Origin of the sequence: Streptomyces mobaraensis NBRC 13819 = DSM 40847 (genome assembly GCF_017916255.1) — a bacterium.
GTDB classification, from domain to species: Bacteria; Actinomycetota; Actinomycetes; order Streptomycetales; family Streptomycetaceae; genus Streptomyces; species Streptomyces mobaraensis.
Genome location: NZ_CP072827.1, coordinates 1,171,788 through 1,196,450, shown reverse-complemented (window position 1 = coordinate 1,196,450; position 24,663 = coordinate 1,171,788). Strand labels below are relative to the sequence as shown.

Sequence of the window (24,663 nt, the reverse complement as noted above, 5' to 3'; positions counted from 1 at the left end):
GGCCTGCGGCCTGTGGCTGTCCCTGGGAGGTTCACAATGACGGACAAGGGTCACCCGCATCCTGCGGCAGCGGCGTCCACGTATCCGCAGGGGCCAGGCCGCGCCCAGGTGACGGGCGCCGGACCGATCTCTGCCCATGTCGGCAGTGCGGCCCGGGAGGCGGTTCAGGGTGCTGCCGGGTACCTGGCAGCGCAGGTCGGGCCGGATGGCACGGTCGATGCCCCCTGCGAGAGCCGGGTCCTGGAGTCGGCTCTCGCACTGCAACTGCTCAGGTACACCGAGCTCTTCCCTCGATCCCTCACGAAAGTGCGGTCCTTCCTTGACAATCCCAACAGTCGGGCCAGCGGGATCGATGACGTCATTGCTGCGGCGGCCTTACGTCCCCCCCTGCACACCTCACTTCCCGCCTCTTCAGACGCTGCGAGCATGACCGACCAGATCATCGGGCACTTCCCTCACTTCACCACCGGCCGGAAAAAGATCCTTCTCCAGGCGGTTCTGCACGCTCTCGGAGCCGCGAGCGTCACCCAGTGGCCGCAAGACGAACTGTTCGACTCGACGGCACTGCAGGGCTGGAAGCGGACTGAGATGACCGCCTGCAAGGTAATCATCGCCCATGCCCTAGGCACCCCCGACCGCGTCAGCGACACCGACCTGGCCGCGCTGCTCCCCAGCCACGGCCCCGGGGAGATCTGCCACGCCAATATCCTGGTTCACCTGTTGGCGCTGACGGCACTGCAAAACTACCCGCAGCACCGCGGCACCCTGAATGCCGGTGTCACCGCACTGGCGCGAACCCAACGCCCCGACGGCGGCTTCTCACTCACCCGAGACATGAACACCACCATCACCGGTATGGCCACGGCCGCCCTTGCCGTGGCGGCCACCAACCGGTCACTTCAGCGCCGTTCTGCTGACGCACTCGCTGACATCCAGCATTCCTCCGGGGCTTGGACCTTCAGCCTCCCAGCCGACCAGACCGACGTGGAGACGACGTTCTTCGCCCTGGAAGCCCTGCACCTGACCGACCCAGCCCGCTACGCCGACCATCTCCGGCGGGGATGCGACTACCTGAGCGACATGCAAAACCCCGACGGAGGGCTCAACAACTACGCCGCCGGGGGCATATCGGAGACCTCCCACACGGCCCAGTCCCTCACTATCTGGGCCGCCCACCACCCGTCCCGCTACACCGCGCAGATAAATCGCGCGACGCGTTTCATTACCAGCCACCAGCGCCAAGACGGAGGGTTCGATCTCAACTGGTCCGCCAGCACAGGCAACGTCATCCTCCGCGTCTGCCACGGACTACATACAGCCCTGGCGACTTCCGCCCTCGTCCCCGAACAACGGGACCGGGCGCGCCACACCATCATCAACAGCACGCGTTACCTGCTGAGCCACCAGAACCTTGACGGCGGATGGGGGCAACAGCCCGATCGGCCCAGCGACGCCACCAGCACCGCCTACGCCCTTACCAGCATCGCCTTCACTAGCGAGGGCAAGAACGCCGCGACCGCCGCAGCCGGGTACTTGTGCGATGTGCAACAACCCAATGGAGCATTCAACGCACCACCCGACACCTACTCCCCGAGGCCCCTTCTCCTTGACATCAAGATCCTCCCCACCATCTATGCGATAAGGGCCCTCTGTTCTCACGCCACGAACCAGTTCGGGTCTATGTGAACTGATCTACTTACAGGCACCCTGAGTAGTAAGAGCGTGTCCTATGTCGAGGCGGGGGTCTGTCCAGTAGACGGTGTTTCTGGGGTTGTTGTGGTTTAGCGACGGGCGGCGGCGAGCCGTCCGTCGAAGGTGATGTCGAAGGCGTTGAGGGCGGCCTTCCATCGCTGGGTCCAGCGTTTGCGTCCCTGGCCGGTGGGGTCGAGGCTCATGATGGCCATGTAGACGCATTTGAGGGCGGCTTGCTCGTTCGGGAAGTGCCCGCGGGCTCGGACGGCCTTGCGGATCCGCGCGTTCACCGACTCGATAGCGTTCGTGGTGCAGACGACTCGCCGTATCTCGGTGTCGAACTGGAGGAAGGGCACGAACTCGGCCCAGGCGTTCTCCCACAGCTTTACGATCGCCGGGTATTTCCTGCCCCACGTCTCGCAGAACTCCAGGAACCGCTCCTCCGCGACATCCTGGGTCGGGGCGGTGTAGACGGGCTTGAGTGCCTTCGAGATCTTGTCCCAGTCCTGACGGGCCGCGTAACGGAACGACGCCCGCAGCAGGTGAACCACGCACGTCTGGGTAATGGCCTGGGGCCAGACCGTCCCGATCGCATCGGGCAGCCCCTTCAGGCCGTCGCAGACGACCATGCAGACGTCTTCAGTGCCTCTGTTCTTGATCTCGGTCAGGACCTGGAGCCAGTACTTCGCGCCCTCGCCGCCGTCGCCGGCCCACAGGCCGAGGATCTCGCGGGTGCCCTCGACCGTGACCGCGAGGACCACATATATCGGCCGGTTGGCGACCTGGCCGTCCCGCAGCTTCACGTGCACGCAGTCGATGAACAGCACCGGGTAGACCGAATCGAGCGGCCGGTTCTGCCACTCGTTCATGCCGTCGATCACCTTGTCGGTGATCGTGGAGATGATGGTCTTGGACACCTCGGCGCCGTAGACCTCCGCGAGGTGAGCCGATATCTCCCCGTGTATGAGGCCGCGGGCGGACAGCGAGAGCACCATCTCGTCGACGCCGGACAGCCGGCGCTGCCGCTTGCGGACGATCTGCGGCTTGAACGAACCCGACCGGTCCCGGGGCACATCGATCTCGACCGGCCCCACGTCCGTCAGCACGGTCTTGGCTCTCGTGCCGTTACGGACGTTGCCGCTGTCGGCCTTCTCGTGCTTCTCATGCCCGAGATGGTCCGTGATCTCGCCCTCGAGGGCGGACTCGAGGATCCGCTTCGTCAACTGCTGCAGCAGCCCGCCCTCGCCGGTCAGCCTGATCCCGTCCGCCTTCGCACGGTCCACCAGCTGGCCGATCAGCTGGTCGTCCAGAGCACCGGGCGCACCGGCGGGCTTCACTTCCTCGACGGCCTCAGCCGCGACAATCACGTCTGTCATCAGGTGTCACTCCTGTTCGAAGATCCATCGTTGACCGTACAGACCCACGTCGGCCTGGCGCTGGCCGGCCGCGCCGGGGCTCGCTTGGCCCGCGTCTTCGGGGTGCTCGTCAGCCGGAGCACGGTTCCGTGGCTGGTCGCGTCCCTGCCCGAGCCGGAGTTCCCAGCCCCGCGGGTGGTCGACGTCGACGAGTACGCCATGCGCAAGGGCGCAACAACGGCATGGTGCCGGTCGACGTCGAGACGCGTCGGCCGGTGGACCGGCGCATTCGCTCATGGCAGACGAGAAAGAACCCTTAAGGGCTGGAACCGTGCGGCGAGCCATGTCAACGTACAACACCCCCGCGGAAATACCGCGCCGGCGGTAGCTCTTTAGTGCCGCCGTGTCCCTAAACTGCATCAGGAGTTCCACTGTCTAGCGGAAAAACCACACACCCTGCGGTCCGTTGCCCCGGTCCTGTTCGCCCTCGGTACGCTGATCGCTTTCGTAGCCCAGCAGGCTGACGAATTCGACGCTCTCGCCACAGCTCTGTGTTTGTGCGTCTGCCTGGCCGGGTTCTTGGCGGACGATCTTCTCTAACGAGATGTCCGCTCTGATGGAACGGTTCTTGCTTACGTCGCCAGGCGTTCCGGGGTGAACGCGAGGCGCATCGCCAGTGCCTTAGGGGTCCGGGAAACGGCGGTTGCCCGCAGTCTTGCCTGTCTCGCCGATGGCGGTCTCCTCGTTCCCGAGGCGTCCCATGGGGGCCGACCCTGCGCTCGTACCGCTTGGCTTCCTGATAACCGGACTGACCTGCCCGGCCCGAGGCGTGCTGGGCGTTATATAGCCGACGATCCCCTGTTAGCCAAACCGGGGATCCTCCGGACCATTGGTGTCGTTCGCAACCGGCTGTGCTTGGCGGTGGAGTCGCGCGAACAGCGGGTTAGCCGCCGGGCATCGATAAGGAGGTTTGGGGTCGGTCGGCTTTTGCTGGTTGGCCAATGGCTGCGCTTTCCCGTCGTCGGTGAAGCTCAAGTGAGCCCCTGGGAGTTTGTGACGTGCCCAACGATGTCTCCTGGCTGTTTATCGCTGCTGGCCGAATCCTGCGCGTGGCAGCCTGTCGAAACCTCTCGTATGGCCGCTTGCCTCCCCATTCTTCGCAACCGCTCAGCCGAAAGGTGGCAGTCAGTGGCACGTCCGCCTGCCCTGAAACTTACAGAAGTACTTGCGGAAATCCGCATGAGTCCGTCCGCTTTTTACCGGCTGCGTGCCCGGGGGCTGGCACCGCGCATGGTCAAACTGCCGAACGGTGAGCTGCGATGTCGTCGCAGCGACCTGGACGCCTGGTGGGAGGCGTGTGAGAGGGACTCCATAAATTGGGCATGAGCTACAACGTCCGGTTCTGGGAGACGCGCGAGCGCGCCGGCCGCCGTAACGCGTTCCAGGTTCGGTGGGCGGTCGACGGGCGCGAACGTTCCGAATCGTTCAGCACTTCCGGTCTTGCTGAGAGCCGACGCGCCAAGCTCATGACCGCAGCGCGCGAAGGTGAGCCGTTCGACCAGGAGACCGGCCTTCCCGCGTCCGAACTGCGAGCGATCAAGCAGCGTACGACGTGGTACGACCTCGCGCACGAATACATCGACCAGCGTTGGGATCGCACACCGGGCAATACGCGCCGCACTCTGGCCGATGCCTTCGCCACGATTACGCCTGCTCTCGTCCGTCCCGGGGTCAGCTATCCGGAGCCACGAGTGCTACGACGCGCACTTTACTCGTGGGCGTTCAACAAGAACGCGTGGGCGCGGGAACCTGACGAGGAGTGGCAGAAGGCGCTGAACTGGATGAAGCGCAACTCCCTGCCCCTGAGCGCATTGGCCGAAGCCGACGTGCTGCGTCGGGCGCTCGACGCGCTGTGCCGCAAGCTTGACGGGAAGCCCGCAGCGGCAAAGACGGCTCGTCGGAAGCGTGCCGCGTTCAGCGAAGCCCTCAACACGGCGCTGGAGAAAGGTTACTTCACTGAGAACCCCCTCAAGGGGCTGCGATGGAACCCTCCGGGGGTCAACGAGGAGGTAGACCCGGCTTCTGTCCCCAACCCGGCGCAGGTCGGCAGACTGCTTTCGTCGGTCGCCCAGCAGCCGGGCCGAGGGCCCCATCTCGAGGCGTTCTTCGGTTGTATGTACTACGCGGCCATGCGCCCGGCGGAGGTCATTCATCTCCGGCTTGAGCAGTGTCATCTGCCCGAGACGGGATGGGGGATGCTTAACCTGTCGGGCGGGGTTGTCATCGCCGGGAAGGACTGGACGGACGACGGCGCGGTGCACGAAGTGCACTCGCTCAAGCGCCGTGCGGCCACAGCCACGCGACTGGTGCCGATTCCTCCACAGTTCGTGCGCATGCTGCTTGCACACATCGAACGCTACGGCGTGACGCCGGACGGCCGGCTGTTCCGCAACGAGGCCGGCAACTACGTGGACGCCGCCGCGTACGGGACCACCTGGTCGCGCGCACGAGACTACGTCCTGACGCGGACCGAACTCGCCGCTGGTCTCGCCAAGCGGCCTTACGACCTGCGGCACGCCGGCATCTCCTTCTGGCTGCACTCGGGTGTGGACCCGGCGGAATGCGCCCGGCGAGCGGGGCAGAGCATCGAGGTCCTCTTCCGCTACTACGCCAAGTTCCTCGACGGCGTCCGGGACCACGCCAACCGCCTCATCGAGCAGTCCATGCAGGAATGGGACCGCGTCAGCGGGGGCTCGGCGGCAGCGGGATGAGCGGACCGGGTTTGGACCGGAAATAGACCGGAACAGCTGGTCGGGAGTGGGATGGCTGTGGGAGAAACTGGGAGATGACACGCAATCCGGTCCCTGCCGGATTGGAGCCTCAACAAAGGCGCCTGACGGGCGAAAGCCCAGGTCAGGCGCCTTTTTTGGTGCCCCTAGAAGAAGCCGAGCTTCTTCGGGGAGTACGAGACCAGAAGATTCTTCGTCTGTTGGTAGTGCTCCAGCGTCATGCGGTGGCCCTCGCGGCCGATGCCCGATTGTTTGTAGCCGCCGAAGGCGGCCGCGGCCGGGTATTGGTGGTAGCAGTTGGTCCAGACGCGGCCGGCCTGGAGGGTGCGGCCGGCGCGGTAGGCGGTGGTGCCGTCGCGGGTCCAGACGCCGGCGCCGAGGCCGTAGAGGGTGTCGTTGGCGAGGGCCATGGCGTCGTCGAAGTCGGTGAAGGGGGTGACGGCGACGACGGGGCCGAAGATCTCCTCCTGGAAGACGCGCATGCGGTTGGTGCCCTCGAGGATCGTGGGCTCCACGTAGTAGCCGCCCTTCAACTCGCCGCCGGGGTCGGCGCGTCGGCCGCCGGTGAGGACGCGGGCGCCCTCCTGTCTGCCGATGTCGAAGTAGGAGAGGATCTTCTCCAGTTGGTCGTTGGACGCCTGGGCGCCGATCATGGTGTCCGTGTCCAGGGGGTGGCCCGGGACGATCGCCTCGGTGCGGGCGATGCCGGCGGTGAGGAAGTCCGCGTAGTGGCCGCGCTGGATCAGGGCGCGGGACGGGCAGGTGCAGACCTCGCCCTGGTTGAGGGCGAACATGGTGAAGCCCTCGAGGGCCTTGTCGCGGAAGTCGTCGTCCGCGGCGGAGACGTCGTCGAAGAAGATGTTGGGGCTCTTGCCGCCCAGTTCGAGGGTGACCGGGCGCAGGTTCTCGGCCGCGTACTGCATGATCAGGCGGCCGGTCGTGGTCTCGCCCGTGAACGCGATCTTGGCGACGCGCGGGCTGGCCGCCAGCGGCTTGCCGGCTTCCACCCCGAAGCCGTTGACGACGTTCACCACGCCCGGGGGGAGGAGATCGGCCACCAGGTCCAGCCAGACGTGGATCGACGCCGGCGTCTGCTCGGCCGGTTTGAGGACGACCGCGTTGCCGGCGGCGAGGGCCGGGGCCAGTTTCCAGGCCGCCATCAGCAGGGGGAAGTTCCAGGGGATGATCTGGGCGACCACGCCGAGCGGTTCGTGGAAGTGGTACGCGACGGTGTCCTCGTCCAGCTCGGACAGGCCGCCCTCCTGGGCGCGTAACGCCCCCGCGAAGTACCGGAAGTGGTCGACGGCCAGCGGTATGTCGGCGGCCAGCGTCTCGCGGACGGGCTTGCCGTTCTCCCAGGACTCGGCGACGGCGAGCGCCTCCAGGTGTTCCTCCATGCGGTCCGCGACGCGGAGCAGGACCGCCGCGCGCTCGGCCGGCGCCGTGCGGCCCCAGGCGGGGGCCGCGGCGTGGGCGGCATCCAGGGCGCGCTCGACGTCCTCGGCGGTGCCCCGCGCGACCTCGGTGAACGGCTCGCCGTTCACCGGCGTCGGGTTCTCGAAGTAGCCGCCCCGCGCGGGCGGACGGTACTCGCCACCGATCCAGTGGTCGTACCGCGGACGGTACGAGACCACGGCGTCGGGGGAGCCGGGGGACGCGTAACGGGCCATGCGGCCCACCTCCTCGGGCACGGCCGCCCGTGCCGTCACGGGCGGCGACGCCGGATCGCTACCCACGGACGGCTTGCCGTAGGCCCCGATGGTGTGGTGTACACATCATCAGACCCCCACCGAACGAGACGGAAAGAGACGGACGGACCCATGAACAAGAAGGTGCTCGCCGACATAGCCGAACGGACCATCGCCGCCTACCTGACCACCTTCCTGGGCCTGCTCATCGCCGACGGGTTCGACCTGACCGACGTCTCCGCGCTCAAGGCCGCCGCCATCGCGGCCCTGCCCGCCGCCCTCTCGGTGGTCAAGGGCGCGCTCGGGCGGTTCGTCGGTGACGACGACAGTGTGGCGTGGCTGCCGTCCCGGCGGCGCCGCAAGCGGGCCGCCGCCAACGGGAAGCCGGGGACGGCGGGGACGGCGGGGATGGCGGGGACGACGGGGAAGGCAGGGACGGCCGGAACGGCAGAGAAGGCAGAGAAGGCAGAGAAGGCCGGGAAGAAGGCGGGGAAGGGCGGCGCGGCCGGAGAGCCGGCCGGCCCGCCCGCCAAGTAGCCCGCGCCGCGCGGCGGTTGGCGCCCGGGCTCAGCCTCCCGTCCCGTACCGCGCCGCCGCCTCCCGTACCGTCTCCGGCTTCACCTCGCCCCGGCGCGCCAGCGCGTCCAGCGCCGCCACCGCGATCGCCCCCGGATCGACGCCGAAGTGCCGGCGGGCCGCTTCCCGGGTGTCGGAGAGGCCGAACCCGTCCGTGCCCAGGGACGTCCAGTCCTGCTCGACCCACGGCGCGATCTGGTCCGGAACCGCTCGCATCCAGTCGCTGACCGCCAACACCGGTCCCGGGGCGCCTCGCAGCGCCCGCGTGACGTACGGGACCCGTTCCTCGCCCCGCAGCCGGGCCGCGTCGCACGCCAGGGCGTCGCGGCGCAGCTCCGTCCAGGACGGCGCGGACCAGACGTCGGCGGCCACGCCCCACGCGTCGGCGAGCAGCCGCTGGGCGTCCAGGGCCCAGTGGACGGCCGTGCCGGAGGACAGCAGTTGCAGCCGGGGCGCGTCGGCGGGCAGGCCGTCCGCCTCCCGGTAGCGGTAGAGGCCCTTGAGGACGCCCTCCTCCACTCCGGGCGGCATCGGCGGCTGGACCTTGGGCTCGTTGTAGACGGTCAGGTAGTAGAAGACGTCCTCCGCCTCCGGTCCGAACATCCGCCGCAGGCCCTCGCGCACGATCACCGCCACCTCGTAGGCGAACGCCGGGTCGTAGGCGACGGCCGCCGGGTTGGTGGAGGCGATCAGGTGCGAGTGCCCGTCGGCGTGCTGGAGGCCCTCGCCGGTCATCGTGGTGCGCCCGGCGGTCGCTCCGATGACGAAACCGCGCCCCAACTGGTCGGCCAGCGACCAGAACTGGTCGGCCGTGCGCTGCCAGCCGAACATCGAGTAGAAGATGTAGAACGGGATCATCGGCTCGCCGTGCGTCGCGTACGAGGTGGCGGCGGCCGTGAAGGAGGCCAGCGAACCCGCCTCCGTGATCCCCTCGTTGAGGATCTGCCCGTCCCGCGCCTCCCGGTAGTAGAGGAGCTGGTCGCGGTCGACGGGGTCGTAGGTCTGCCCGGACGGCGAGTAGAGGCCCGCCGACGGGAACAGGGACTCCATGCCGAACGTACGGGCCTCGTCCGGGACCACCGGGACCCAGCGCCGTCCGGTCTCCTCGTCCCGCATCAGGTCCTTGACCAGCCGGACGAACGCCATGGTGGTGGCGATCTCCTGGGTCCCGGAGCCCTTGGCCAGGTTCTCGAACGGCCGGGACCCCGGCCGCGGCAGCGCCACGGCGGTCACCCGGCGGGCCGGGGCCGGGCCGCCCAGCGCCGCGCGGCGCTCGCGCAGGTACCGGACCTCGGGGGAGTCCTCGCCCGGGTGGCCGTAGGGCGGCACCTCGCCGTCCAGCTCCCGGTCGGGGATGGGCAGGTCGAGCAGGTCCCGCAGGGCGCGGAACTCGCCACCCGTCAGCTTCTTCATCTGGTGGTTGGCGTTCCGGGACGCGAAACCGGGGCCGAGCGTGTGCCCCTTGACCGTCTGGACCAGGACGACGCTGGGAGCGCCCCGGTGGTCGACCGCGGCCCGGTAGGCGGCGTACACCTTGCGCGGCTCGTGCCCCGCGCGGGACGCGCCGAACAGCTCCAGCAGCTCCGCGTCGCCCAGCCCGGCGCCGAGCGCGCGCAGCGCCGGGTCGGTGCCGAAGAAGTGGTCGCGGACGTAGCCGGCGTCCCGGGTGGCGTAGGTCTGGAACTGGGCGTCCGGGACCTCGCCCAGCCTCCGGACGAGCGCGCCGGTGGTGTCCCGGGCGAGGACGCCGTCCCACGCGGTCCCCCACAGCGCCTTGACGACGTTCCAGCCGGCCGCCCGGAACTGTGCCTCCAGCTCCTGCACGATCTTGAAATTGGGGCGGACGGGACCGTCGAGGCGCTGGAGGTTGCAGTTGACGACGAAGGTGAGGTTGTCCAGGCGTTCGCGCGCGGCGAGGGTGAGGGCGGCGGTCGACTCGGGCTCGTCCATCTCGCCGTCGCCGAGGAACGCCCACACCCGGGACCGTGAGGTGTCCTTGATGCCCCGGTGCTCCAGGTAGCGGTTGAAGCGCGCCTGGTAGACCGCGGAGAGCGGCCCCAGCCCCATCGACACCGTGGGGAACTCCCAGAACCACGGCAGTCGGCGCGGGTGCGGATACGACGGCAGTCCGTCGCCGCCCGCCTCCTGGCGGAACCGGTCGAGCCGGTCCGCGCCGATCCGGCCCTCCAGGAAGGCGCGGGCGTAGACGCCGGGGGAGGCGTGGCCCTGGAGGAACAGCTGGTCCCCGCTGCCGTCGGCCTCCTTGCCGCGGAAGAAGTGCTGGAAGCCCGTCTCGTACAGCCAGGCGGCCGAGGCGTAGGTCGCGATGTGGCCGCCGAGCCCGGCGCGGTGGTTGCCGCGGCTGACCATGGCGGCGGCGTTCCACCGGTTCCAGGCGGTGATGCGGCGTTCCACGTCCTCGTCACCGGGGTGCTCCGGCTCCTCGGCGGTCGGGATGGTGTTGACGTACGGGGTCCCGGTGAGCGGGGGGAGGTCCACGCCGGTGCGTGCGGCGTGCTCGGTCATCCGCCGCAACAGGTACGCGGCCCGGTGCGGCCCGCCGGCCCGGACGGCGGAGTCCAGGGACTCCAGCCATTCGGCGACCTCGGCCGGGTCGTGGTCGGGCAGCTGGTCGAGCTGGGACATGGGTGATCCCCCCTTCGCGTTTCCCGGTGCGCTGCGGCCGGGAGGGCGTGTGGCCAGGTTCCGTTGCGTTCGGAAAGCGTCCGGTCGCGTTCCGGTGTGCGGAATGTTCTTTCCGTCGTCTATTCGACGCTAGGCGGGTGGCATGCGGGTGGTCAACGGTTACTGGCGAGTAATGATCGATGATCGATCATTTTTCGAAAATCCCGACCTGCCCGGCCGGCAAGCGGAAGGCCGCCCTTCACACGGGGTGTGATCCGCGCACCCGAAGCCGGCCCCCGCACACGTTCCGTGCCGTCCGCCCGCCGGGCGACACTGTGCGTGCGAGTCCCACTGGCGCGACGGGACCGGACTGCCGGTCTTCCCCCCGAGCCGGCGGCCCGCCGCCCCGTACCGCCGGGCGGACGGTACGGGGCGGAGCCGCGCCCCGGTGGGGGCAGGGGGACGGACGCGACGGGAGCACGGCAGGGGAGACGGAAGAAGGGGCCGGACGCGCGAACATGCGCACCCCGCCGTCGCGCCGCGCGGCGCGGGTGCAACGATGTGCACGTCATGAGTGCAGCACAGCAGGCGGGGCAGGCACCGCGCGCACTGCGGGCCGCGATGTTCGCGGCGGTCTGCGTGCTGCTCGCCGCGCTCGGCCACGCGCTCATGTCCGGGACCGACGTCCCGTGGTGGGCGATCGCCGCCGCGCTCTCCGGCACGGGCGGCTGCGCCTGGTTCCTCGCCGGACGCGAGCGCGGACCGCTGCTGATCACCCTCGCCACCGTCGGCGCGCAGACGGCCCTGCACTTCTTCTTCACCCTGGCCCAGCATGTCTCCGAGGCGGCGAGCCGCGCGGGTGGCGGCGCGGGCCATGGCTCCGGCGTGCCGCCGTCCCCGAGCTTCCTCTCCCGGCTGACCTGCGGACCCGTCCCGACGGCAGCCCTCGACGGGGTCGGCGGGGCGGCGGACGGCACGGGGATGGCCGGCATGTCCGGCACCTCCGGCATGTCCATGGGCGGCACACCGCCGTCGGGCGTGCACGGCACGGACGGCGTGGACGGGATCAGCGGCATCAGCGGTATGACCGGCATGCACGGCATGGACGGCATGCACGGCACGCACATGGACATGCTGGGCATCCACGGTCTCCACGGACCCGTCGGCATGTGGTCCGCGCACCTGCTCGTCGCCCTGATCTGCGGCCTCTGGCTGTCCGGCGGCGAACAGGCCGCCTTCCGGCTCGGACGGGCCGTGGGCGCCCGCCTCTTCGCGCCGCTGCTCCTCCTCTTCCGCGACCCGGCCCCCGGCCCGCGCCCCCCGCGGGTCCGCGCCGGCCTGGGCCGCGCCGCCCAGCGGCTGCGCCGCCTGCTCTACGCGTACGCCCTGATCACCAGGGGTCCACCCGCCGCCCTCGCCGTCGGCCGCTGAACCCCCGACCACTCGTGTCCGCCCGGTAGTCCCGCGCGGACCCCTCGGAGTGCTTCTCGGGTGCTTCCGCCGACGGCCGCAGGACAGGCCGTGACACGTTCCCGGGCCGTCCGCCGCCCCCGCGGCCGGACGCCCGGATTCCAGGAAGGACCCCGGGCAATGACCCCTGCCCGCAACCAGGACGCGCCGCGCCGGCACGTCCCTCCCTCGGCCGCCGCGCCGGACGGGACCCGCTCAGCCGACGCCGAGCCGCGCGGCCAGCACCTTCAGCCGGCGGGCGCGTTCGCCCCACCGGTGGCAGTCCGCACAGCCCCGCACATGCGCCTCCAGCGCCACGCCGGTGACGCCCGGCGGGGGCGCCTCGCCGTCGATGCGGGCGGACAGGGCGGTACGTACCTCGCTGCAATGCACCCGGCCATCGTCCCCGGCGCCGGCCCGCGCCGCTCCACCGCCCCCCGCGCGGGAGGCCGCCGTGCGTGACGACGAGACGGTGACGGCCTGGGCGCTGGCCGCCCGGGGCGGTGACGCCGACGCGGTGGAACGGTTCATCCGTGCCACGCAGACCGACGTCCGTCGGTACGTGGCCCGGCTGAGCAACGACCCGCAGGGCGCGGACGACCTGGTGCAGGAGACGTACCTGCGCGCCCTGCGCTCGCTGCCGCGCTTCGAGGGGCGCTCCTCCGCCCGCACCTGGCTGCTCTCGATCGCCCGGCGCACGGTCGTGGACCGGCTCCGTTTCCTCGCGGCCCGGCCGCGGCTGTCGGACACGGACGACTGGCAGTCGGCGGCGGAACGCACCCAGTCCGCCGTCCTGCCCGGCTTCGACGAGGGCGTCGCGCTGTCGCAACTGCTCGACCGGCTGCCTTACGAGCGCCGGGAGGCGTTCGTCCTGACCCAGCTCCTCGGCCTGCCGTACGCGGAGGCGGCACTGGTCGCGGGCTGCCCGATCGGCACCGTCCGGTCCCGGGTGGCGCGGGCGCGGGAAGCGCTGATCGACCAGCTGGAGACGGCGGAACGGGAGAGCACGGCGAGGATGCCGGTGCTGGCGGGTGCGGGAGCCGCCTGAGACGACGCGAGCGCCGGGCGGACCGAATCCTCAGCCCGCCCGGCGCTCGGAGCCCGCGGGGGACGCTGCCCCCGCGGGAAACGGAGAAGGGGCGCGTCACCCCCGCGGCACCGCCTCGCTCCCCGCCCGCACCACCTCCGCCTCCACCCGGACCGTCCCGCTCTCGCGGAACCGCAGCTCCAGCGGCAGCCGGTCGCCGACCGCGAGCCGCGGCGGGCGGCTGATCATGATGTCGGTGCCGTGCGGGGACATCGCGACGACGTCCCGGGCGGGCACGGTCACCGAGCGGAGCATCCGCATGCTCCCCGCGCCGTCCTTGACGACGGTCCGGGCGAACATGGCGCCGCCCGCCGACGGCGCGGAGACCGACAGGAGTTCGTCGTCCGCGTCGCCCTTGTTGGTGAGCCGTACGAACGCGGCCGTGTCGTCGCGGTCGAAGGGCAGCAGCACCCGGGCGTCCTCCGCGACGACCTCGGCGGGCCGCCCGGCCGCGCCGGACGCCGTCCAGGCGCCGAGACCGCCGAGGGTCACCAGACAGGCGGCGACGGGGACGAGCGCGGCCTTGGCGGCCTGCGTCACGGGGTTGTTCATGCGACGGCCTTCCGAGGACGGGGAGCACCCTTGCGGGCGGGGGCGGTCGTACGGGCGGGGGCCGGCTGCCAGCCGCGCAGCCGCAGGCTGTTGCCGACGACGAGGAGGGAGCTGACCGACATCGCCGCCGCCGCGACCATCGGGCTGAGCAGCCCCACCGCGGCGAGCGGCACGGTCACCAGGTTGTAGCCGAAGGCCCAGGCGAGGTTGGCCCGCACGGTCAGGGAGGTGCGGCGGGCCAGCCGGACGGCGTCGGCCAGGGCGCCCATGTCCTCGCGGACCAGCGTCACGTCGGCGGCGCCGATGGCCGCGTCGGTGCCGCTGCCCATGGCGATGCCGAGGTCGGCGCCGGCCAGGGCGGCGGTGTCGTTGACGCCGTCGCCGATGACGGCGACCCGGTGGCCCTGCTCGCGCAGCGCGCGGACGAGGTCCGCCTTGCCTTCCGGGGTGACCTGGGAATGCACTTCCGCGATGCCCAGTTCGGCGGCGACGGCCCGGGCGGCGGCCTCGCCGTCGCCGGTGGCGAGCACCGGCCGCAGGCCGAGCCGCTTGAGGTGGTCGACGGCCCGGTAGCTGCCGGCGCGGACCGTGTCGCCCAGGGCGATGACGGCCTCGACGGTGTCCTCGACGCGGACGGCCACGACCGTCCGGCCGTCCCGCCCGGCGCTCCGGACGGCCTCGGCGAGCGCGTCGGGGAGCCCGTCGGCCTCCGCCCGGACGACCTCGACGCGCTTGCCGTCCACCACGGCCCGGACGCCCACGCCGGCCGTGGCCGTGAACTCCTCGGCGGCCGGCAGCGGACCGTCCGCCTCCGCCAGCCCGTGGGCGTGCACGGCCCGGCCCACCGGGTGCTCCGATCCCGCCTCGGCCGCCGCCGCGTACCGCAGCGCGGCCTCCGGCCCGCAGCCGCCCTCGCGGGCCGCCACCTCGGTCACCGTCATCGAACCGGTGGTCAGGGTGCCGGTCTTGTCGAGGACGACCGTGTCCACCCGGCGCAGCCCCTCCAGCGCCTGCGGCCCGCTGACCAGGATGCCGAGCCCGGCGCCCCGGCCGGTCGCGGCGAGCAGGGCGGTCGGGGTGGCCAGGCCGAGGGCGCACGGGCAGGCGACGACGAGCACGGCGACGGCCGCGGTGATCGCGGCCTGCGGGGTCGCGCCGGCGCCCAGCCAGAACCCGAGGACCGTGACGGCGACCGACAGCACGGCCGGGACGAAGACCCCGGCGATGGCGTCGGCGAGGCGCTGCACCCGGGCCTTGCCCGCCTGCGCGTCCTCCACCAGCCGGGTGATCCGGGCCAGTTGGGTGTCCGCGCCGACGGCCTCCGCCCGTACCTCCAGCAGGCCGCCGGAGTTGACGGCACCGCCGATCACGGCCGTGCCGGGCGCGACGTCGACGGGCGCGCTCTCGCCCGTCACCAGCGACAGGTCCAGGGCCGACGTGCCCGCCACCACCGTCCCGTCGGTGGCGACGCGCTCGCCCGGGCGGACGAGGAAGCGGTCGCCGACGCGCAGTTCGGCGACGGGGATCCGGCGCTCCTCGCCGTCCGCCGTCCGCACGGCGACGTCCTTGGCGGCGAGGGAGGCGAGCGCCCGCAGCGCCGAACCGGTGCCGGCCCGGGCCCGGGACTCCAGCAGCCGCCCGGTCAGCACGAACAGCGGGACGGCGACGACCGCTTCGAGGTAGACGTCCGCCGTGCCCGGCATGGCGTCGGGCCACAGCGTGAAGGGCATCCGCATGTCCGGGTCCCCGGCGCCGCCGAAGAACAGGGCGTAGACGGACCAGGCGTAGGAGGCGAGGACGCCGAGGGAGACCAGGGTGTCCATCGTCGCCGCCGCGCCCCGCAGGCCGCGCAGCGCCTTGGAGTGGAACGGCCAGGCGCCCCACGCCGCGACGGGCGTGGCGAGGGCGAAGCACAGCCACTGCCAGTTGCGGAACTGCAGCCCCGGGGCCATCGACAGCACCAGCACGGGCACCGACAGCACGGCGGTGATCAGCAGCCGGACGAGGGGTGACGACCCGGCGCCGGACTCCTCTTCCGGGGCTTCCTCCGTCTTCGGCCGGGGCAGCGCGGCGGTGAAGCCGAGGCCCTCGACGACCGCCATCAGCTCGTCGGCGGTCACGTCCTCCGGGTGGCTCACCCGGGCCCGGCCGGTGGCGAGGTTGACGCTGGCGGTCACGCCGTCCAGCTTGCCGAGCTTCTTCTCGACGCGGTTGACGCACGCGGCGCAGGTCATGCCGCCGACGATGATCTCTGTCTCGGCGGTCGAAGCGGCGGACGTGGAGGACGCGGAGGACGCGGTGGCGGTCGGCGTGCTCATCAGTGCCCCATCCCGGGCATGCCGTCCATGCCGCCGCCCCCGTTGCCCCCGCCGCCCCCGCCGTTGTGGCCGGACCCCGGTTCGGAGGCGCTCCCGCCGCCGGTGCGGTGCATGCCGGGGGAGACGGGGCCGGCCGCCGAACCGACGGCGTAGGCGACCCCGAACAGGGCCGCGAGCAGCAGGACGAAGCCGGACAGGAGACTGTACGGACTGAGGGAATGACGTGCGGTCATCGCCGCATCGTGACATGCCGGGGGCCGCCCGCCGCAGCGGAAGGCGCCGAGACGGCACGTGAGGATTGTCCCTTCCGCTTCGGGGAACCCCGTCGGCCGGCCGGCCGACTACCTGGAGATACAGCCCGTCCGGCCTTCACCCGTGGGCGGAAATCCGCACGAACGTACGGGAACTCGCCACTCCTCGCAGCCGACTTCCTCAGCGATCAAGATTCAGCGAGGAGCCCGCACGTGCCGACCCCGGAACCCATACCCCTCTCCGGCCCCGCCTACAAGCGCGACCCCTACCCCCTCTACGCGCGCCTGCGCGAAGCCGGCCCGATCCACCGCGTCGTCTTCCCCAGCGGCGTGACGGCCTGGCTGGTCACCGGGTACGCCGCCGCCCAGCGCACCCTCGCCGACCCCCGGCTGGGCAAGAACCACGCCCTGGGCAACGACCGCTGGCGCGCCCGCGCCTCGATCATGCCGGAGCCCCAGCACTCCCGCCTCCAGGTGCACCTCCTCCACCAGGACCCCCCGAAGCACACCGGTATGCGCCGCCTGATCACCGACACCTTCGCCCCCCGCCGCGTCGAAGCGCTGCGCCCACGCTTCCAGGAGCTGGCGGACGCGCTCGTCGACGCGCTCCCGGCGCCCACCGGCCCGCACGACGCGGTCGACCTGGTCGAGATGTTCGCCGCCCGCTTCCCCTTCCAGGTCCTGGCCGAGACCATCGGCCTGCCCCCGCACCTCGCCGCCCGCTTCCGGCGCGAGTGGGGCGGCGTCGTGGCCCCCGTCGGCCCCACCGACCCCGGCCGTCCCGCCTATGAGGCGCTGCTGCGCGGCCTGGAGGACTACATCGCCGAGGTGGTCGCCGACCGGCGGGCCGCCCCCGACGACGGGCTGCTCGGCCGGCTGGTCGCCGCCCGCGACGCCGGCGAACTCACGGCCGAGGAGCTGGACTCCATGATCTTCCAGCTCCTGGTGGCCGGCCAGGAACCGGTGACCAACCAGATCACCACCGCCCTCGTCGCCCTCTTCCGCCACCCCGAGGCCCTGGAACGGCTACGTGCCGAACCTTCCCTCATGCCCGCCGCGGTCGAGGAACTGCTCCGCCTGGACGGCGCGTTCGAGCTCACCACCTGGCGCTTCCTCGCCGAGGACGCCGAGTTGCACGGCACCCGCGTTCCGGCCGGCGACTCCGTGATCGTCTCCCTCTGCGCCGCCAACCGCGACCCCGAGCGCTTCCCCGACCCGGACACCCTCGACCTCGACCGCGCCCAGGGCTCCCACCTCGCCTTCGGACACGGCATCCACTTCTGCCCCGGCGCCGCCCTCGCCCGGATCGAACTCCAGGTCGCCCTGGGCACCTTGCTCGCCCGCCTGCCCGGCCTGCGCCTGGCCGTCCCCGACGGGGAACTGCGCTGGATCCCGGCCGTCCTCGGCCGCGGCACGGCCGCGCTCCCGGTGGCGTACGACGCGCCGCGCTGCCCGTACGGGCGGGAGGTGACGGCGCCGTGACGACCGGCATCGCACCGGCGGCCACCGACACCGCCACCGAGGTCCTGCGCCTCCTCCTGCCGTACCACCGGACGACCGGACCGGTGTCCCGGGACCCCGCCGACCACCCCGGGACGCTGCGGCAGATCCGCGACTTCACGGACGCCGGCGACCCCGTCGTCCTCACCCTCCCCGGCTTCCCCTGCAAGTCGCCCAACCCGGCCAAGGTGCTGGGACACCTCCCCGACGAAGGGGAGCGGCTCTCCCTGGCCTTCCTCGACCGGCTCTGCGCGCGGATCGGCGAGGCGTACGAGCCCGGCGCGCGGATCGTCATCTGCTCCGACGGGCACATCTTCGGCGACGTCATCCACGTCCCCGACGCGCACATCGACGCGTACGGCGACGCCCTGCGCGCCATGATCGACGCCGAGGGGCTGCGGCACCTCGACACCTTCGACCTGCGGGCGGTGCACGGGGACGCCGACCACGACACCAAGCGGCGTCTGGTGACCGAGGCGTACGCGCCGTCCGTGGACGACCTGCGGGCGCTGGTCCGCACGGACGAGGAGACCGCCCGGCTCTACCGGGGCATCACCCGCTTCCTCTTCGAGGACACGGCGGACTTCCCCGGCAGCCGGTCCGCTCTGCAGCGCGACTGCCGGTCCCGCGCCTACGAGGTGATCGCCCGGAGCCGGGCCTGGGGCGAGCTCATCGCGGAGCACTTCCCGCGGCAGGTGCGGCTGTCCATCCATCCGCAGCCGGCGGGGGCCGAGAAGTTCGGGATCCGGCTGCTGGAGACGGGGGATGCGTGGGCTACGCCGTGGCATACGGTGCTTCTGCTCCAGGGAAGCGTTGCCCGGCTTGTGCGGCGGGAGGAGGCTGAGCGGGTGGGGCGGCTGGTGATGCGGGACGGCAGGCCGAGCCACTTCGTGGGGTGAGCCCCGGTCCCGCCCTTTCACCGTTTCTTGCGGGGGCGAGCCCCCCCACCCCCGCACCCCCGCAACCGCGCTCCGCGCGGTTGTCCTCAAACGCCGGACGGGCTGATTTCAGCCCGTCCGGCGTTTGAGGACGAGCGGCGGAGCCGCGAAAGGGGGGTCTGGGGGCGCAGCCCCCAGGAAACGGTGAAAGGGCGGGGCTGGGGCAACTCACCCCGCGGCAGCGGCGACCGCCGCCACATCGCCGCCCCCGCCGGCATCCGCCACCTCCCGGTGATCGAAAGCGATCAACGGATCCCCGGTCAACGGATGCTCCACCACCACCGCCCGCACCCCGAACACCTCCGCCAGCAACTCCGGCGTCAAAACCTCCCGCGGCGCCCCGGAAGCCACCACAGCCCCCTCATGCAGCACATGCAACCGATCACACAGCGAAGCCGCCGCGTTCAGATCATGCAGTGACAGCAACGTCGTCCGCCGCTGAGCCCGCAGCAGAGCCAGCAACTCGACCTGGTGACGGACGTCGAGATGGTTGGTCGGCTCGTCAAGAACGAGCACCTTGGGGTCCTGGGCCAGGGCACGGGCCAGGAGCACCCGCTGCCGTTCGCCGCCCGAGAGGGCGGAGAAGGAGCGGCCCCCCGCCCCGGCCAGCCCGACCCGTTCCAGTGCCGAGGCGACCGCCTCCGCGTCCGTCCGGTCCTCGCCCGCGAAGGCCCGCTTGTAGGGCGTACGCCCCATGGCCACCACCGCGCGGACGGAGAGTTCGAAGTCGCTGCCGCGCTCCTGCGGCAGCGCCGCCACCCGCCGCGCGGCCTCGGGGGCGGACAGCGAGCGGATGTCCGTACCCCCCACCAGCACCCGTCCGGCGTGCGGCTTGAGGTAGCGGTAGACCGTGCGCAGGACCGTGGACTTGCCGCTGCCGTTCGGGCCGACCAGGCCCGCGATCTCGCCGTCCTCGGCCAGCAGGTGGACGCCGGAGACGATCGTCCGCCCGGAGAGGGCGACCTCCAGCTCCTCGATGGCGATGCGCATGCCGGCTATCCCCTCTCCAGGCGGCGGTCGAGCAGGTAGAGCAGGGTCGGGGCGCCGATCAGGGCGGTGACGACGCCCACCGGAAGCTCCTGGTCCGGCAGGGCCGTCCGGGCCACCAGGTCGACCACCACCAGCAGCACGGCCCCGAACAGGGCGGCGATCGGCAGCAGCCGGCGGTGGGCGCCGCCGACGACCATCCGGCACACGTGCGGAACCATCAGCCCCACGAAGCCGATCGCCCCCGACACCGACACCAGCACACCCGTCAGCACACTGGTCACCACGAACAACTCACGGCGCAGACGGCCCACATCGACGCCCAGGCCGGCCGCCGTCTCGTCGCCCATCAGCAGCGCGTCCAGTGCCCGCGCCCGGGCCAGCAGCGCGGCCAGCCCCAGGCCGACGGCCACCAGGGGCGCCGTCAGCGTCGACCACTGGGCCCCGCCCAGCGACCCCATCAGCCAGAACAGCACCCCGTGCGTCTGCTGGTCGTCGCCTGCCTGGAGCACCAGGTAGTGGGTGAACCCGGACAGGAACTGCCCGATGCCCACCCCCGCCAGCACCAGCCGCAGCGGGGAGAAGCCGCCGCCGCGCCGGGCCATCGCCCACACCAGGGCGAACGACGCCAGGGCCCCGGCGAACGCGGCGGCCGACAGGCCCAGGCCGAACGCCCCGCCGGCGCCGACCCCGAGAACGATCGCGGCGACCGCCCCCAGGGACGCGCCGCTGGAGATGCCCAGCAGGTACGGGTCGGCGAGCGGATTGCGGACCAGCGCCTGGGTGGCCGTGCCGACCAGCCCCAGACCCGCGCCGACCAGCGCCGCCAGCAACGCCCGCGGCACCCGCAGCCGCCACACGATCAGGTCGTGGGTGCCGGGCGCCAGATCGTCGCCCGTCACCCCCCGGACCACCGCCGACCACACGTCGCCCACCGGCACCCGGGTCGACCCCAGGCACACCGAGGCGACCAGCGCGACGACCAGCGCGACGACCAGCACCCCGGCCACGAGGAACGTCCGGGGCTCGCGCCCGTCCTCCCGTTCCTCCTTCTCCGCGGCCACCGCGAGCGTCGCCATCTACTTGACCTTGTCCGGGTGCAGGACGTGCGCGATCTCCCGTACGGTGTCCGCGCTGCGCACACCGGCGATCGTCGTCCGCTCGGATCCGATGCGCAGGAAACGGCCCTCCTTGACGGCCTTCAGGTCCTTCGTCGCGGGGAAGGACTTGAGGAAGTCCTCCGCCTCGGCGAACGCCTTGCGGTTCGCCTCCTCGCCGCCCCGGTTGCGCACGGCGAGCTGGATGAAGTCCGGATTCTTCGCCACCACGTCCTCCCAGCCGACGGGCTTGAAGTCGCCGTCGCAGTCGGCGAAGACGTTGCGGCCCCCGCCCTGGGTGATGACGGCGTTGGCGACCTGCCGGTTGCACACCGCCATGGGCTGCTTGGTGCCCGCGTCGAAGTCGAAGAGGAAGTACGACGGCCGCTTGTCCTCCGGCACGTCCTTGAGCGCGTCCCGGACGCCGTCCGTCTTCTTCCGCATGTCCGCCACCAGCTCGGCGGCCCGCGCCGAGGTGCCGGTGACGCGGCCCAGCTCCTCGATGTCCGACTCGATGCCCGACAGGTCGGTGCGCGGCGACTTGTTCATGGCCGCGCACGCCGTCGACTTGAGGAAGATGTGCTTGATGCCGGCCGCCTTGAACTCCTCCGGCGTGGGCGCGTCACCGGCGCCGCGCATGTTCTTCATGGACGAGAACGAGTCGATGTAGACGTCCGCGCCCGAGCCCAGCAGCTTCTCCTTGGGGATCACCGTCTTGCCCAGGACCGGCACCTTCGCCGCCTGGTCCGCGAACTGCCGCGGCACCGCGCCCTTCCCGGGCGGGAAGCCCGTACCGGCGATCCGGTCGCCCGCGCCCAGCCACAGCAGCAGCTCCAGGGCCGCGGCGTTGCTCGTCACGATCTTCTTCGGCGGTCCGTCGAACGTCGTCTTCGCACCCGAGCAGTCCTGGACGCTCACCGGGAAGCCCTTGCCGCCCGAGCCCCCCGAAGCGCCCTCCTTCCCGGCCTCCCCGTCGTTACCGCCGCCACCGCCACAAGCCGTCGCCGTCAGGGCCACCGCGGCCAGCACACCGCACCACGCACGAGGGCGCATGAGAAACACTCCAGGGGGTCGTTCCATAGGGACCGCTTCGTGCGGGCCCTGACCTGTAGTCGGACCGCGCGCCGATCGGGTTCCCGGCGGGCGGCGAGATGTGCGGCATAGGCTGCGGAAGATCGACTACCGCGGAGGACCGACCATGCCGGACCACACCACCCCCCAGCAGCTCCAGCCCATGCCCACCGACTGGCGGCGCGCCCTCGCCGTCGTCGCCCACCCCGACGACCTCGAGTACGGGGCGTCCGCCGCCATCGCCGCCTGGCTGGACGAGGGACGCACCTGCGCCTACGTCCTGGCGACGCGCGGCGAGGCGGGCATCGACACCCTGAGCCCCGCCGAGGCCGGACCGCTGCGCGAACGCGAGCAGCGGGAGAGCGCCGCCGCCGTGGGCGTGGACACCGTCGAGTTCCTCGACCACGCGGACGGCGTCATCGAGTACGGCACCGCGCTGCGCCGCGACATCGCCGCCGCCGTCCGCCGTCACCGCCCCGAACTCGTCCTCACCCTCAACCACCACGACACCTGGGGCGGGGTCGCCTGGAACACCCCCGACCACCGGGCCGTCGGCCGGGCCACCCTGGACGCCGTCGCCGACGCCGGGAACCGCTGGATCTTCCCCGAGCTCGTCGACGACGGCCTGACCCCGTGGAACGGCGTGCGCTACGTGGCCGTCGCCGGCTCGCCGCGGCCCACCCACGCGGTGGACGCGAGCGCCGGCCTCGACCGCGCGGTGGCGTCGCTGCTCTGCCACCGCACGTACATCGAGGCACTGACGGACGAGGAACCGGAGCGCTACTGCCGGACCTTCCTGGAGGGCAACATGAAGGCGGCGGGGGAGCGGTTCGGCGGCCGGCCGGCGGTCGCGTTCGAGCTCTTCAGCAGGTGACCGGCGGCTTCTAGAGCTTGCGGTAGGTACGGGCGTCCTCGGCCGCCGCCAGAACGGCGGCCAGGTCGCCGCCCGCCGAGGCCGTCACCACGGCGGCGACGGCGCCCTCGACGAACGGGGCGTCCACCAGCCGGGCGTCCGCCAGTTCCCCGGTACCGAGCAGGGACTTCACCGTGAGCACCGCGCTGCCCATGTCGCACAGGACCACCACGCCGGCTCCCTCGCCGGCCTCCGCGACCGCCGTCCGGACCAGCTCGGCGCTGGTCCCGACGCCCCCGTCGGGCAGCCCGCCCGCGAGCGCGACGGGCGCCGGGTCACCGGTCCCGACCAGCGCGGCGGCCAGCCCGGCCGTGGCGGCGGCCAGTTCACGGCTGTGCGACACGAGGACGACACCGACGCGGCCGGGGGCGGGGGCGGGCGAGGCATCCGGGGTGACCTCGGCGGCCCGCGGTTCCTCCTGCCGGCCCGGCTCCTCTTGCCGCCGCGGGGCGAGCTCCGGGTCCGTGGCCTCGTACAGCGCCGTGACGAGCAGCGCGGAGGACGCCGCGCCCGGATCCTCGTGGCCGACGCTCCGCTCGCCCAGGTAACTGGCCCGGCCCCGGCGGGCCCTGAGCGGTACGGTCGCCTCCGCGCCCTCGACGGCGGCGCGTGCCGCCGCCCGCAGCGCGGCCGGCACGTCGTCGCCGTCCGCGAGGGAGGCGGCGAGGGCGTCGGCGGCGGGCTGGAGGGCGTCGACCATGGTCGCGTCCCCGGGGGCGGAGTCGCCCAGCCGGCGCACGCTGCGGACGGCGGCGGCCAGCCCCTGCCCCAGCGCCTCGGGCGTCACCTCGGCCTCTTCGCCCAGCACCTTGCCCATCCGCCGGAACACCGTGCCGAACAGCGGGCCGGACGCCCCGCCCACCGTGTTCGTCAGATGCGCGCCCACGGCGGTCAGCAGCGCCCCCGGCGTCCCGGCCGCCGCCACCGCCTCCGCCCCGGCGGCGGAGGTGAAGCCCCGCTTGAGGTTGGCGCCGTGGTCCGCGTCCCCGATGGCGGCGTCCAGCTCGGTGAGGTGGTCGGCGGAGGCGACGACCACCTCGACGGCGCGGTCGAGGAAACGGCGGAAGAAAGCGATGTCAAGCGGAACGGTGGTCATGGCGCGGCTCCTTGCCCCTGACGAACGGCTGCGTTCCGGCCCAGCGTAGGCGCGGGCGGCGACGGGTCAGCGGACGACCTCGAACACGTTCTTCTGCAGGCCGTTGGCGTACGCCTCGTGCTCCACCAGCCGCAGCTTCTGGGTGTCCTTGTCCGTGGTGCTGAAGAGGCGCTTGCCCGCGCCCAGCAGCAGCGGGAAGACGAGCAGGTGGTAGCGGTCGATCAGACCGGCGTCGGAAAGGCTCCGGTTCAGCGCGGCACTGCCGTGGACGATGATCGGGCCGCCCTCGCTCTCCTTCAGCGCGGCGACCTCGTCGAGGGAGCGCAGGATCGTGGTCTCGCCCCAGTTCGTCACCAGGTCGCTCTCGGCGAGCGTCGTGGAGACGACGTACTTCGGCATCACCCGGTAACCGGCGAAGTCCTCCATGTCCGGCCACACCGCGGCGAACGCCTCGTAACTCCTCCGGCCGAGCAGCATCGCGGTGGCCTCCTCCTGCTCACGCCCCTTGATCTCGAACGCCTCGGGAAGGAACTCCACGTCCTTGAAGGTCCACCCGGAATTCCGGTATCCGGGCTCGCCGCCCGGGGCTTCCACGACGCCGTCGAGCGAGACGAAGGCGGTGCTGATCAGAGTGCGCATGATGAGTTCCTCGGGAATCACGGGAAAGGAGGAGCCGCGG

General features: G+C 71.9%; 21 protein-coding genes and 1 pseudogene. 9 read left to right on the top strand and 13 right to left on the bottom strand.

The genetic code is table 11. The features are described from left to right. Positions 1-426: 426 nt before the first annotated feature. Entirely contained in the window at positions 427-1,686 is a 1,260-nt protein-coding gene (locus J7W19_RS04550) for a prenyltransferase/squalene oxidase repeat-containing protein (RefSeq protein ID WP_158688826.1), read from the top strand. A 95-nt stretch (positions 1,687-1,781) separates the two neighbouring features. Here J7W19_RS04550 and J7W19_RS04545 read toward each other — a convergent pair whose 3' ends face one another. Further along, the gene (locus J7W19_RS04545) at positions 1,782-3,059 is read right to left on the bottom strand and encodes an IS256 family transposase (RefSeq protein WP_411848855.1); all 1,278 of its coding nucleotides are present in this window, start codon (positions 3,057-3,059) and stop codon (positions 1,782-1,784) included. Positions 3,060-4,235: 1,176 nt separating this feature from the next. Between J7W19_RS04545 and J7W19_RS32725 the strand changes: the two genes are divergently transcribed. Next, on the top strand, positions 4,236-4,433 hold the full coding sequence (locus J7W19_RS32725) for a helix-turn-helix transcriptional regulator (protein ID WP_004952185.1): 198 nt from the start codon (positions 4,236-4,238) through the stop codon (positions 4,431-4,433). Next, positions 4,430-5,818 (top strand): tyrosine-type recombinase/integrase, encoded by a 1,389-nt coding sequence (locus tag J7W19_RS04540; protein WP_004952186.1) that lies wholly within the window; start codon positions 4,430-4,432, stop codon positions 5,816-5,818. Before J7W19_RS32725 ends, J7W19_RS04540 begins: the two co-directional genes overlap by 4 nt. 164 nt (positions 5,819-5,982) lie before the next feature. Here the strand turns inward: J7W19_RS04540 and exaC are convergent, their stop codons facing one another. Next, on the bottom strand, positions 5,983-7,506 hold the full coding sequence (gene exaC, locus J7W19_RS04535) for an acetaldehyde dehydrogenase ExaC (RefSeq protein ID WP_004952188.1): 1,524 nt from the start codon (positions 7,504-7,506) through the stop codon (positions 5,983-5,985). A 150-nt stretch (positions 7,507-7,656) separates the two neighbouring features. Here exaC and J7W19_RS04530 point away from each other — a divergent pair, with 150 nt between their 5' ends. Further along, a complete protein-coding gene (locus J7W19_RS04530; protein ID WP_004952189.1) occupies positions 7,657-8,061 on the top strand; it encodes an N-acetylmuramoyl-L-alanine amidase in 405 nt (134 codons plus the stop codon). A 30-nt stretch (positions 8,062-8,091) separates the two neighbouring features. Here the strand turns inward: J7W19_RS04530 and aceE are convergent, their stop codons facing one another. Beyond that, on the bottom strand, positions 8,092-10,746 hold the full coding sequence (gene aceE, locus J7W19_RS04525) for a pyruvate dehydrogenase (acetyl-transferring), homodimeric type (protein ID WP_004952191.1): 2,655 nt from the start codon (positions 10,744-10,746) through the stop codon (positions 8,092-8,094). 549 nt (positions 10,747-11,295) lie between these two features. Between aceE and J7W19_RS04520 the strand changes: the two genes are divergently transcribed. Then, entirely contained in the window at positions 11,296-12,156 is an 861-nt protein-coding gene (locus J7W19_RS04520; protein ID WP_233478067.1) for a hypothetical protein, read from the top strand. A 234-nt stretch (positions 12,157-12,390) separates the two neighbouring features. Here J7W19_RS04520 and J7W19_RS04515 read toward each other — a convergent pair whose 3' ends face one another. After that, positions 12,391-12,567 (bottom strand): zf-HC2 domain-containing protein, encoded by a 177-nt coding sequence (locus J7W19_RS04515; protein WP_004952194.1) that lies wholly within the window; start codon positions 12,565-12,567, stop codon positions 12,391-12,393. 61 nt (positions 12,568-12,628) lie between these two features. On the opposite strand from J7W19_RS04515, the gene J7W19_RS04510 reads away from it, so the two are divergent. Continuing rightward, positions 12,629-13,222, top strand: coding sequence for a sigma-70 family RNA polymerase sigma factor (locus J7W19_RS04510; RefSeq protein WP_004952195.1), 594 nt, complete (start codon positions 12,629-12,631; stop codon positions 13,220-13,222). A 96-nt stretch (positions 13,223-13,318) separates the two neighbouring features. Here the strand turns inward: J7W19_RS04510 and J7W19_RS04505 are convergent, their stop codons facing one another. The 3 genes from J7W19_RS04505 to J7W19_RS04495 are packed head-to-tail and all read right to left on the bottom strand — an operon-like array spanning position 13,319 to position 16,364. Continuing rightward, a complete protein-coding gene (locus J7W19_RS04505; RefSeq protein WP_004952196.1) occupies positions 13,319-13,813 on the bottom strand; it encodes a copper chaperone PCu(A)C in 495 nt (164 codons plus the stop codon). After that, positions 13,810-16,131 carry a heavy metal translocating P-type ATPase gene (locus J7W19_RS04500; protein WP_004952198.1) on the bottom strand — a complete coding sequence of 774 codons (2,322 nt, stop codon included), beginning with the start codon at positions 16,129-16,131 and terminating at the stop codon, positions 13,810-13,812. The genes J7W19_RS04505 and J7W19_RS04500 overlap by 4 nt, the downstream gene beginning before the upstream one ends. Further along, positions 16,131-16,364, bottom strand: a complete 234-nt coding sequence (locus J7W19_RS04495; RefSeq protein WP_004952201.1) for a hypothetical protein — start codon at positions 16,362-16,364, stop codon at positions 16,131-16,133. The genes J7W19_RS04500 and J7W19_RS04495 overlap by 1 nt, the downstream gene beginning before the upstream one ends. Before the next feature lie 231 nt (positions 16,365-16,595). Here J7W19_RS04495 and J7W19_RS04490 point away from each other — a divergent pair, with 231 nt between their 5' ends. Further along, a complete protein-coding gene (locus J7W19_RS04490) occupies positions 16,596-17,864 on the top strand; it encodes a cytochrome P450 family protein (protein ID WP_004952203.1) in 1,269 nt (422 codons plus the stop codon). Continuing rightward, positions 17,861-18,781 (top strand): L-tyrosine/L-tryptophan isonitrile synthase family protein, encoded by a 921-nt coding sequence (locus tag J7W19_RS04485; protein WP_004952205.1) that lies wholly within the window; start codon positions 17,861-17,863, stop codon positions 18,779-18,781. The genes J7W19_RS04490 and J7W19_RS04485 overlap by 4 nt, the downstream gene beginning before the upstream one ends. Before the next feature lie 207 nt (positions 18,782-18,988). Here the strand turns inward: J7W19_RS04485 and J7W19_RS04480 are convergent, their stop codons facing one another. From J7W19_RS04480 to J7W19_RS04470, 3 genes are read right to left on the bottom strand one after another with little or no spacing between them, the layout of a single operon-like run. Further along, positions 18,989-19,810, bottom strand: coding sequence for an ABC transporter ATP-binding protein (locus J7W19_RS04480; protein WP_004948902.1), 822 nt, complete (start codon positions 19,808-19,810; stop codon positions 18,989-18,991). Positions 19,811-19,815: 5 nt separating this feature from the next. After that, positions 19,816-20,886 (bottom strand): FecCD family ABC transporter permease, encoded by a 1,071-nt coding sequence (locus J7W19_RS04475; RefSeq protein WP_004948900.1) that lies wholly within the window; start codon positions 20,884-20,886, stop codon positions 19,816-19,818. Then, complete coding sequence (locus J7W19_RS04470) at positions 20,887-21,957, bottom strand: ABC transporter substrate-binding protein (RefSeq protein ID WP_051072663.1); 1,071 nt, start codon at positions 21,955-21,957, stop codon at positions 20,887-20,889. A gap of 145 nt (positions 21,958-22,102) precedes the next feature. On the opposite strand from J7W19_RS04470, the gene J7W19_RS04465 reads away from it, so the two are divergent. Further along, a complete protein-coding gene (locus J7W19_RS04465) occupies positions 22,103-22,849 on the top strand; it encodes a PIG-L deacetylase family protein (RefSeq protein ID WP_004948896.1) in 747 nt (248 codons plus the stop codon). Between the two features lie 10 nt (positions 22,850-22,859). On the opposite strand, the gene J7W19_RS32720 is transcribed toward J7W19_RS04465, so the two are convergent. The 3 genes and pseudogenes from J7W19_RS32720 to J7W19_RS04455 form a co-directional block, all read right to left on the bottom strand. Continuing rightward, positions 22,860-23,231: a PTS-dependent dihydroxyacetone kinase phosphotransferase subunit DhaM gene (locus J7W19_RS32720; RefSeq protein WP_233478226.1), complete on the bottom strand. Its 372-nt coding sequence runs from the start codon at positions 23,229-23,231 to the stop codon at positions 22,860-22,862. A 123-nt stretch (positions 23,232-23,354) separates the two neighbouring features. Beyond that, a pseudogene (gene dhaL / locus J7W19_RS32715) lies at positions 23,355-23,984 on the bottom strand (dihydroxyacetone kinase subunit DhaL); the annotation flags it as partial. Positions 23,985-24,050: 66 nt separating this feature from the next. Beyond that, entirely contained in the window at positions 24,051-24,623 is a 573-nt protein-coding gene (locus tag J7W19_RS04455) for a dihydrofolate reductase family protein (protein WP_004948891.1), read from the bottom strand. Positions 24,624-24,663: the final 40 nt, after the last annotated feature.

Excerpts from the sequence above, each read along its gene's own strand:
- exaC (WP_004952188.1), bottom strand. The coding sequence starts at position 7,506 with ATGGCCCGTTACGCGTCCCCCGGCTCCCCCGACGCCGTGGTCTCGTAC.
- J7W19_RS04550 (WP_158688826.1), top strand. The coding sequence starts at position 427 with ATGACCGACCAGATCATCGGGCACTTCCCTCACTTCACCACCGGCCGG.
- J7W19_RS04500 (WP_004952198.1), bottom strand. The coding sequence starts at position 16,131 with ATGAGCACGCCGACCGCCACCGCGTCCTCCGCGTCCTCCACGTCCGCC.
- J7W19_RS04530 (WP_004952189.1), top strand. The coding sequence starts at position 7,657 with ATGAACAAGAAGGTGCTCGCCGACATAGCCGAACGGACCATCGCCGCC.
- J7W19_RS04475 (WP_004948900.1), bottom strand. The coding sequence starts at position 20,886 with ATGGCGACGCTCGCGGTGGCCGCGGAGAAGGAGGAACGGGAGGACGGG.
- J7W19_RS04470 (WP_051072663.1), bottom strand. The coding sequence starts at position 21,957 with ATGCGCCCTCGTGCGTGGTGCGGTGTGCTGGCCGCGGTGGCCCTGACG.
- J7W19_RS04455 (WP_004948891.1), bottom strand. The coding sequence starts at position 24,623 with ATGCGCACTCTGATCAGCACCGCCTTCGTCTCGCTCGACGGCGTCGTG.
- J7W19_RS04540 (WP_004952186.1), top strand. The coding sequence starts at position 4,430 with ATGAGCTACAACGTCCGGTTCTGGGAGACGCGCGAGCGCGCCGGCCGC.
- J7W19_RS04465 (WP_004948896.1), top strand. The coding sequence starts at position 22,103 with ATGCCGGACCACACCACCCCCCAGCAGCTCCAGCCCATGCCCACCGAC.
- aceE (WP_004952191.1), bottom strand. The coding sequence starts at position 10,746 with ATGTCCCAGCTCGACCAGCTGCCCGACCACGACCCGGCCGAGGTCGCC.
- J7W19_RS04520 (WP_233478067.1), top strand. The coding sequence starts at position 11,296 with ATGAGTGCAGCACAGCAGGCGGGGCAGGCACCGCGCGCACTGCGGGCC.
- J7W19_RS04505 (WP_004952196.1), bottom strand. The coding sequence starts at position 13,813 with ATGAACAACCCCGTGACGCAGGCCGCCAAGGCCGCGCTCGTCCCCGTC.
- J7W19_RS04480 (WP_004948902.1), bottom strand. The coding sequence starts at position 19,810 with ATGCGCATCGCCATCGAGGAGCTGGAGGTCGCCCTCTCCGGGCGGACG.
- J7W19_RS04495 (WP_004952201.1), bottom strand. The coding sequence starts at position 16,364 with ATGACCGCACGTCATTCCCTCAGTCCGTACAGTCTCCTGTCCGGCTTC.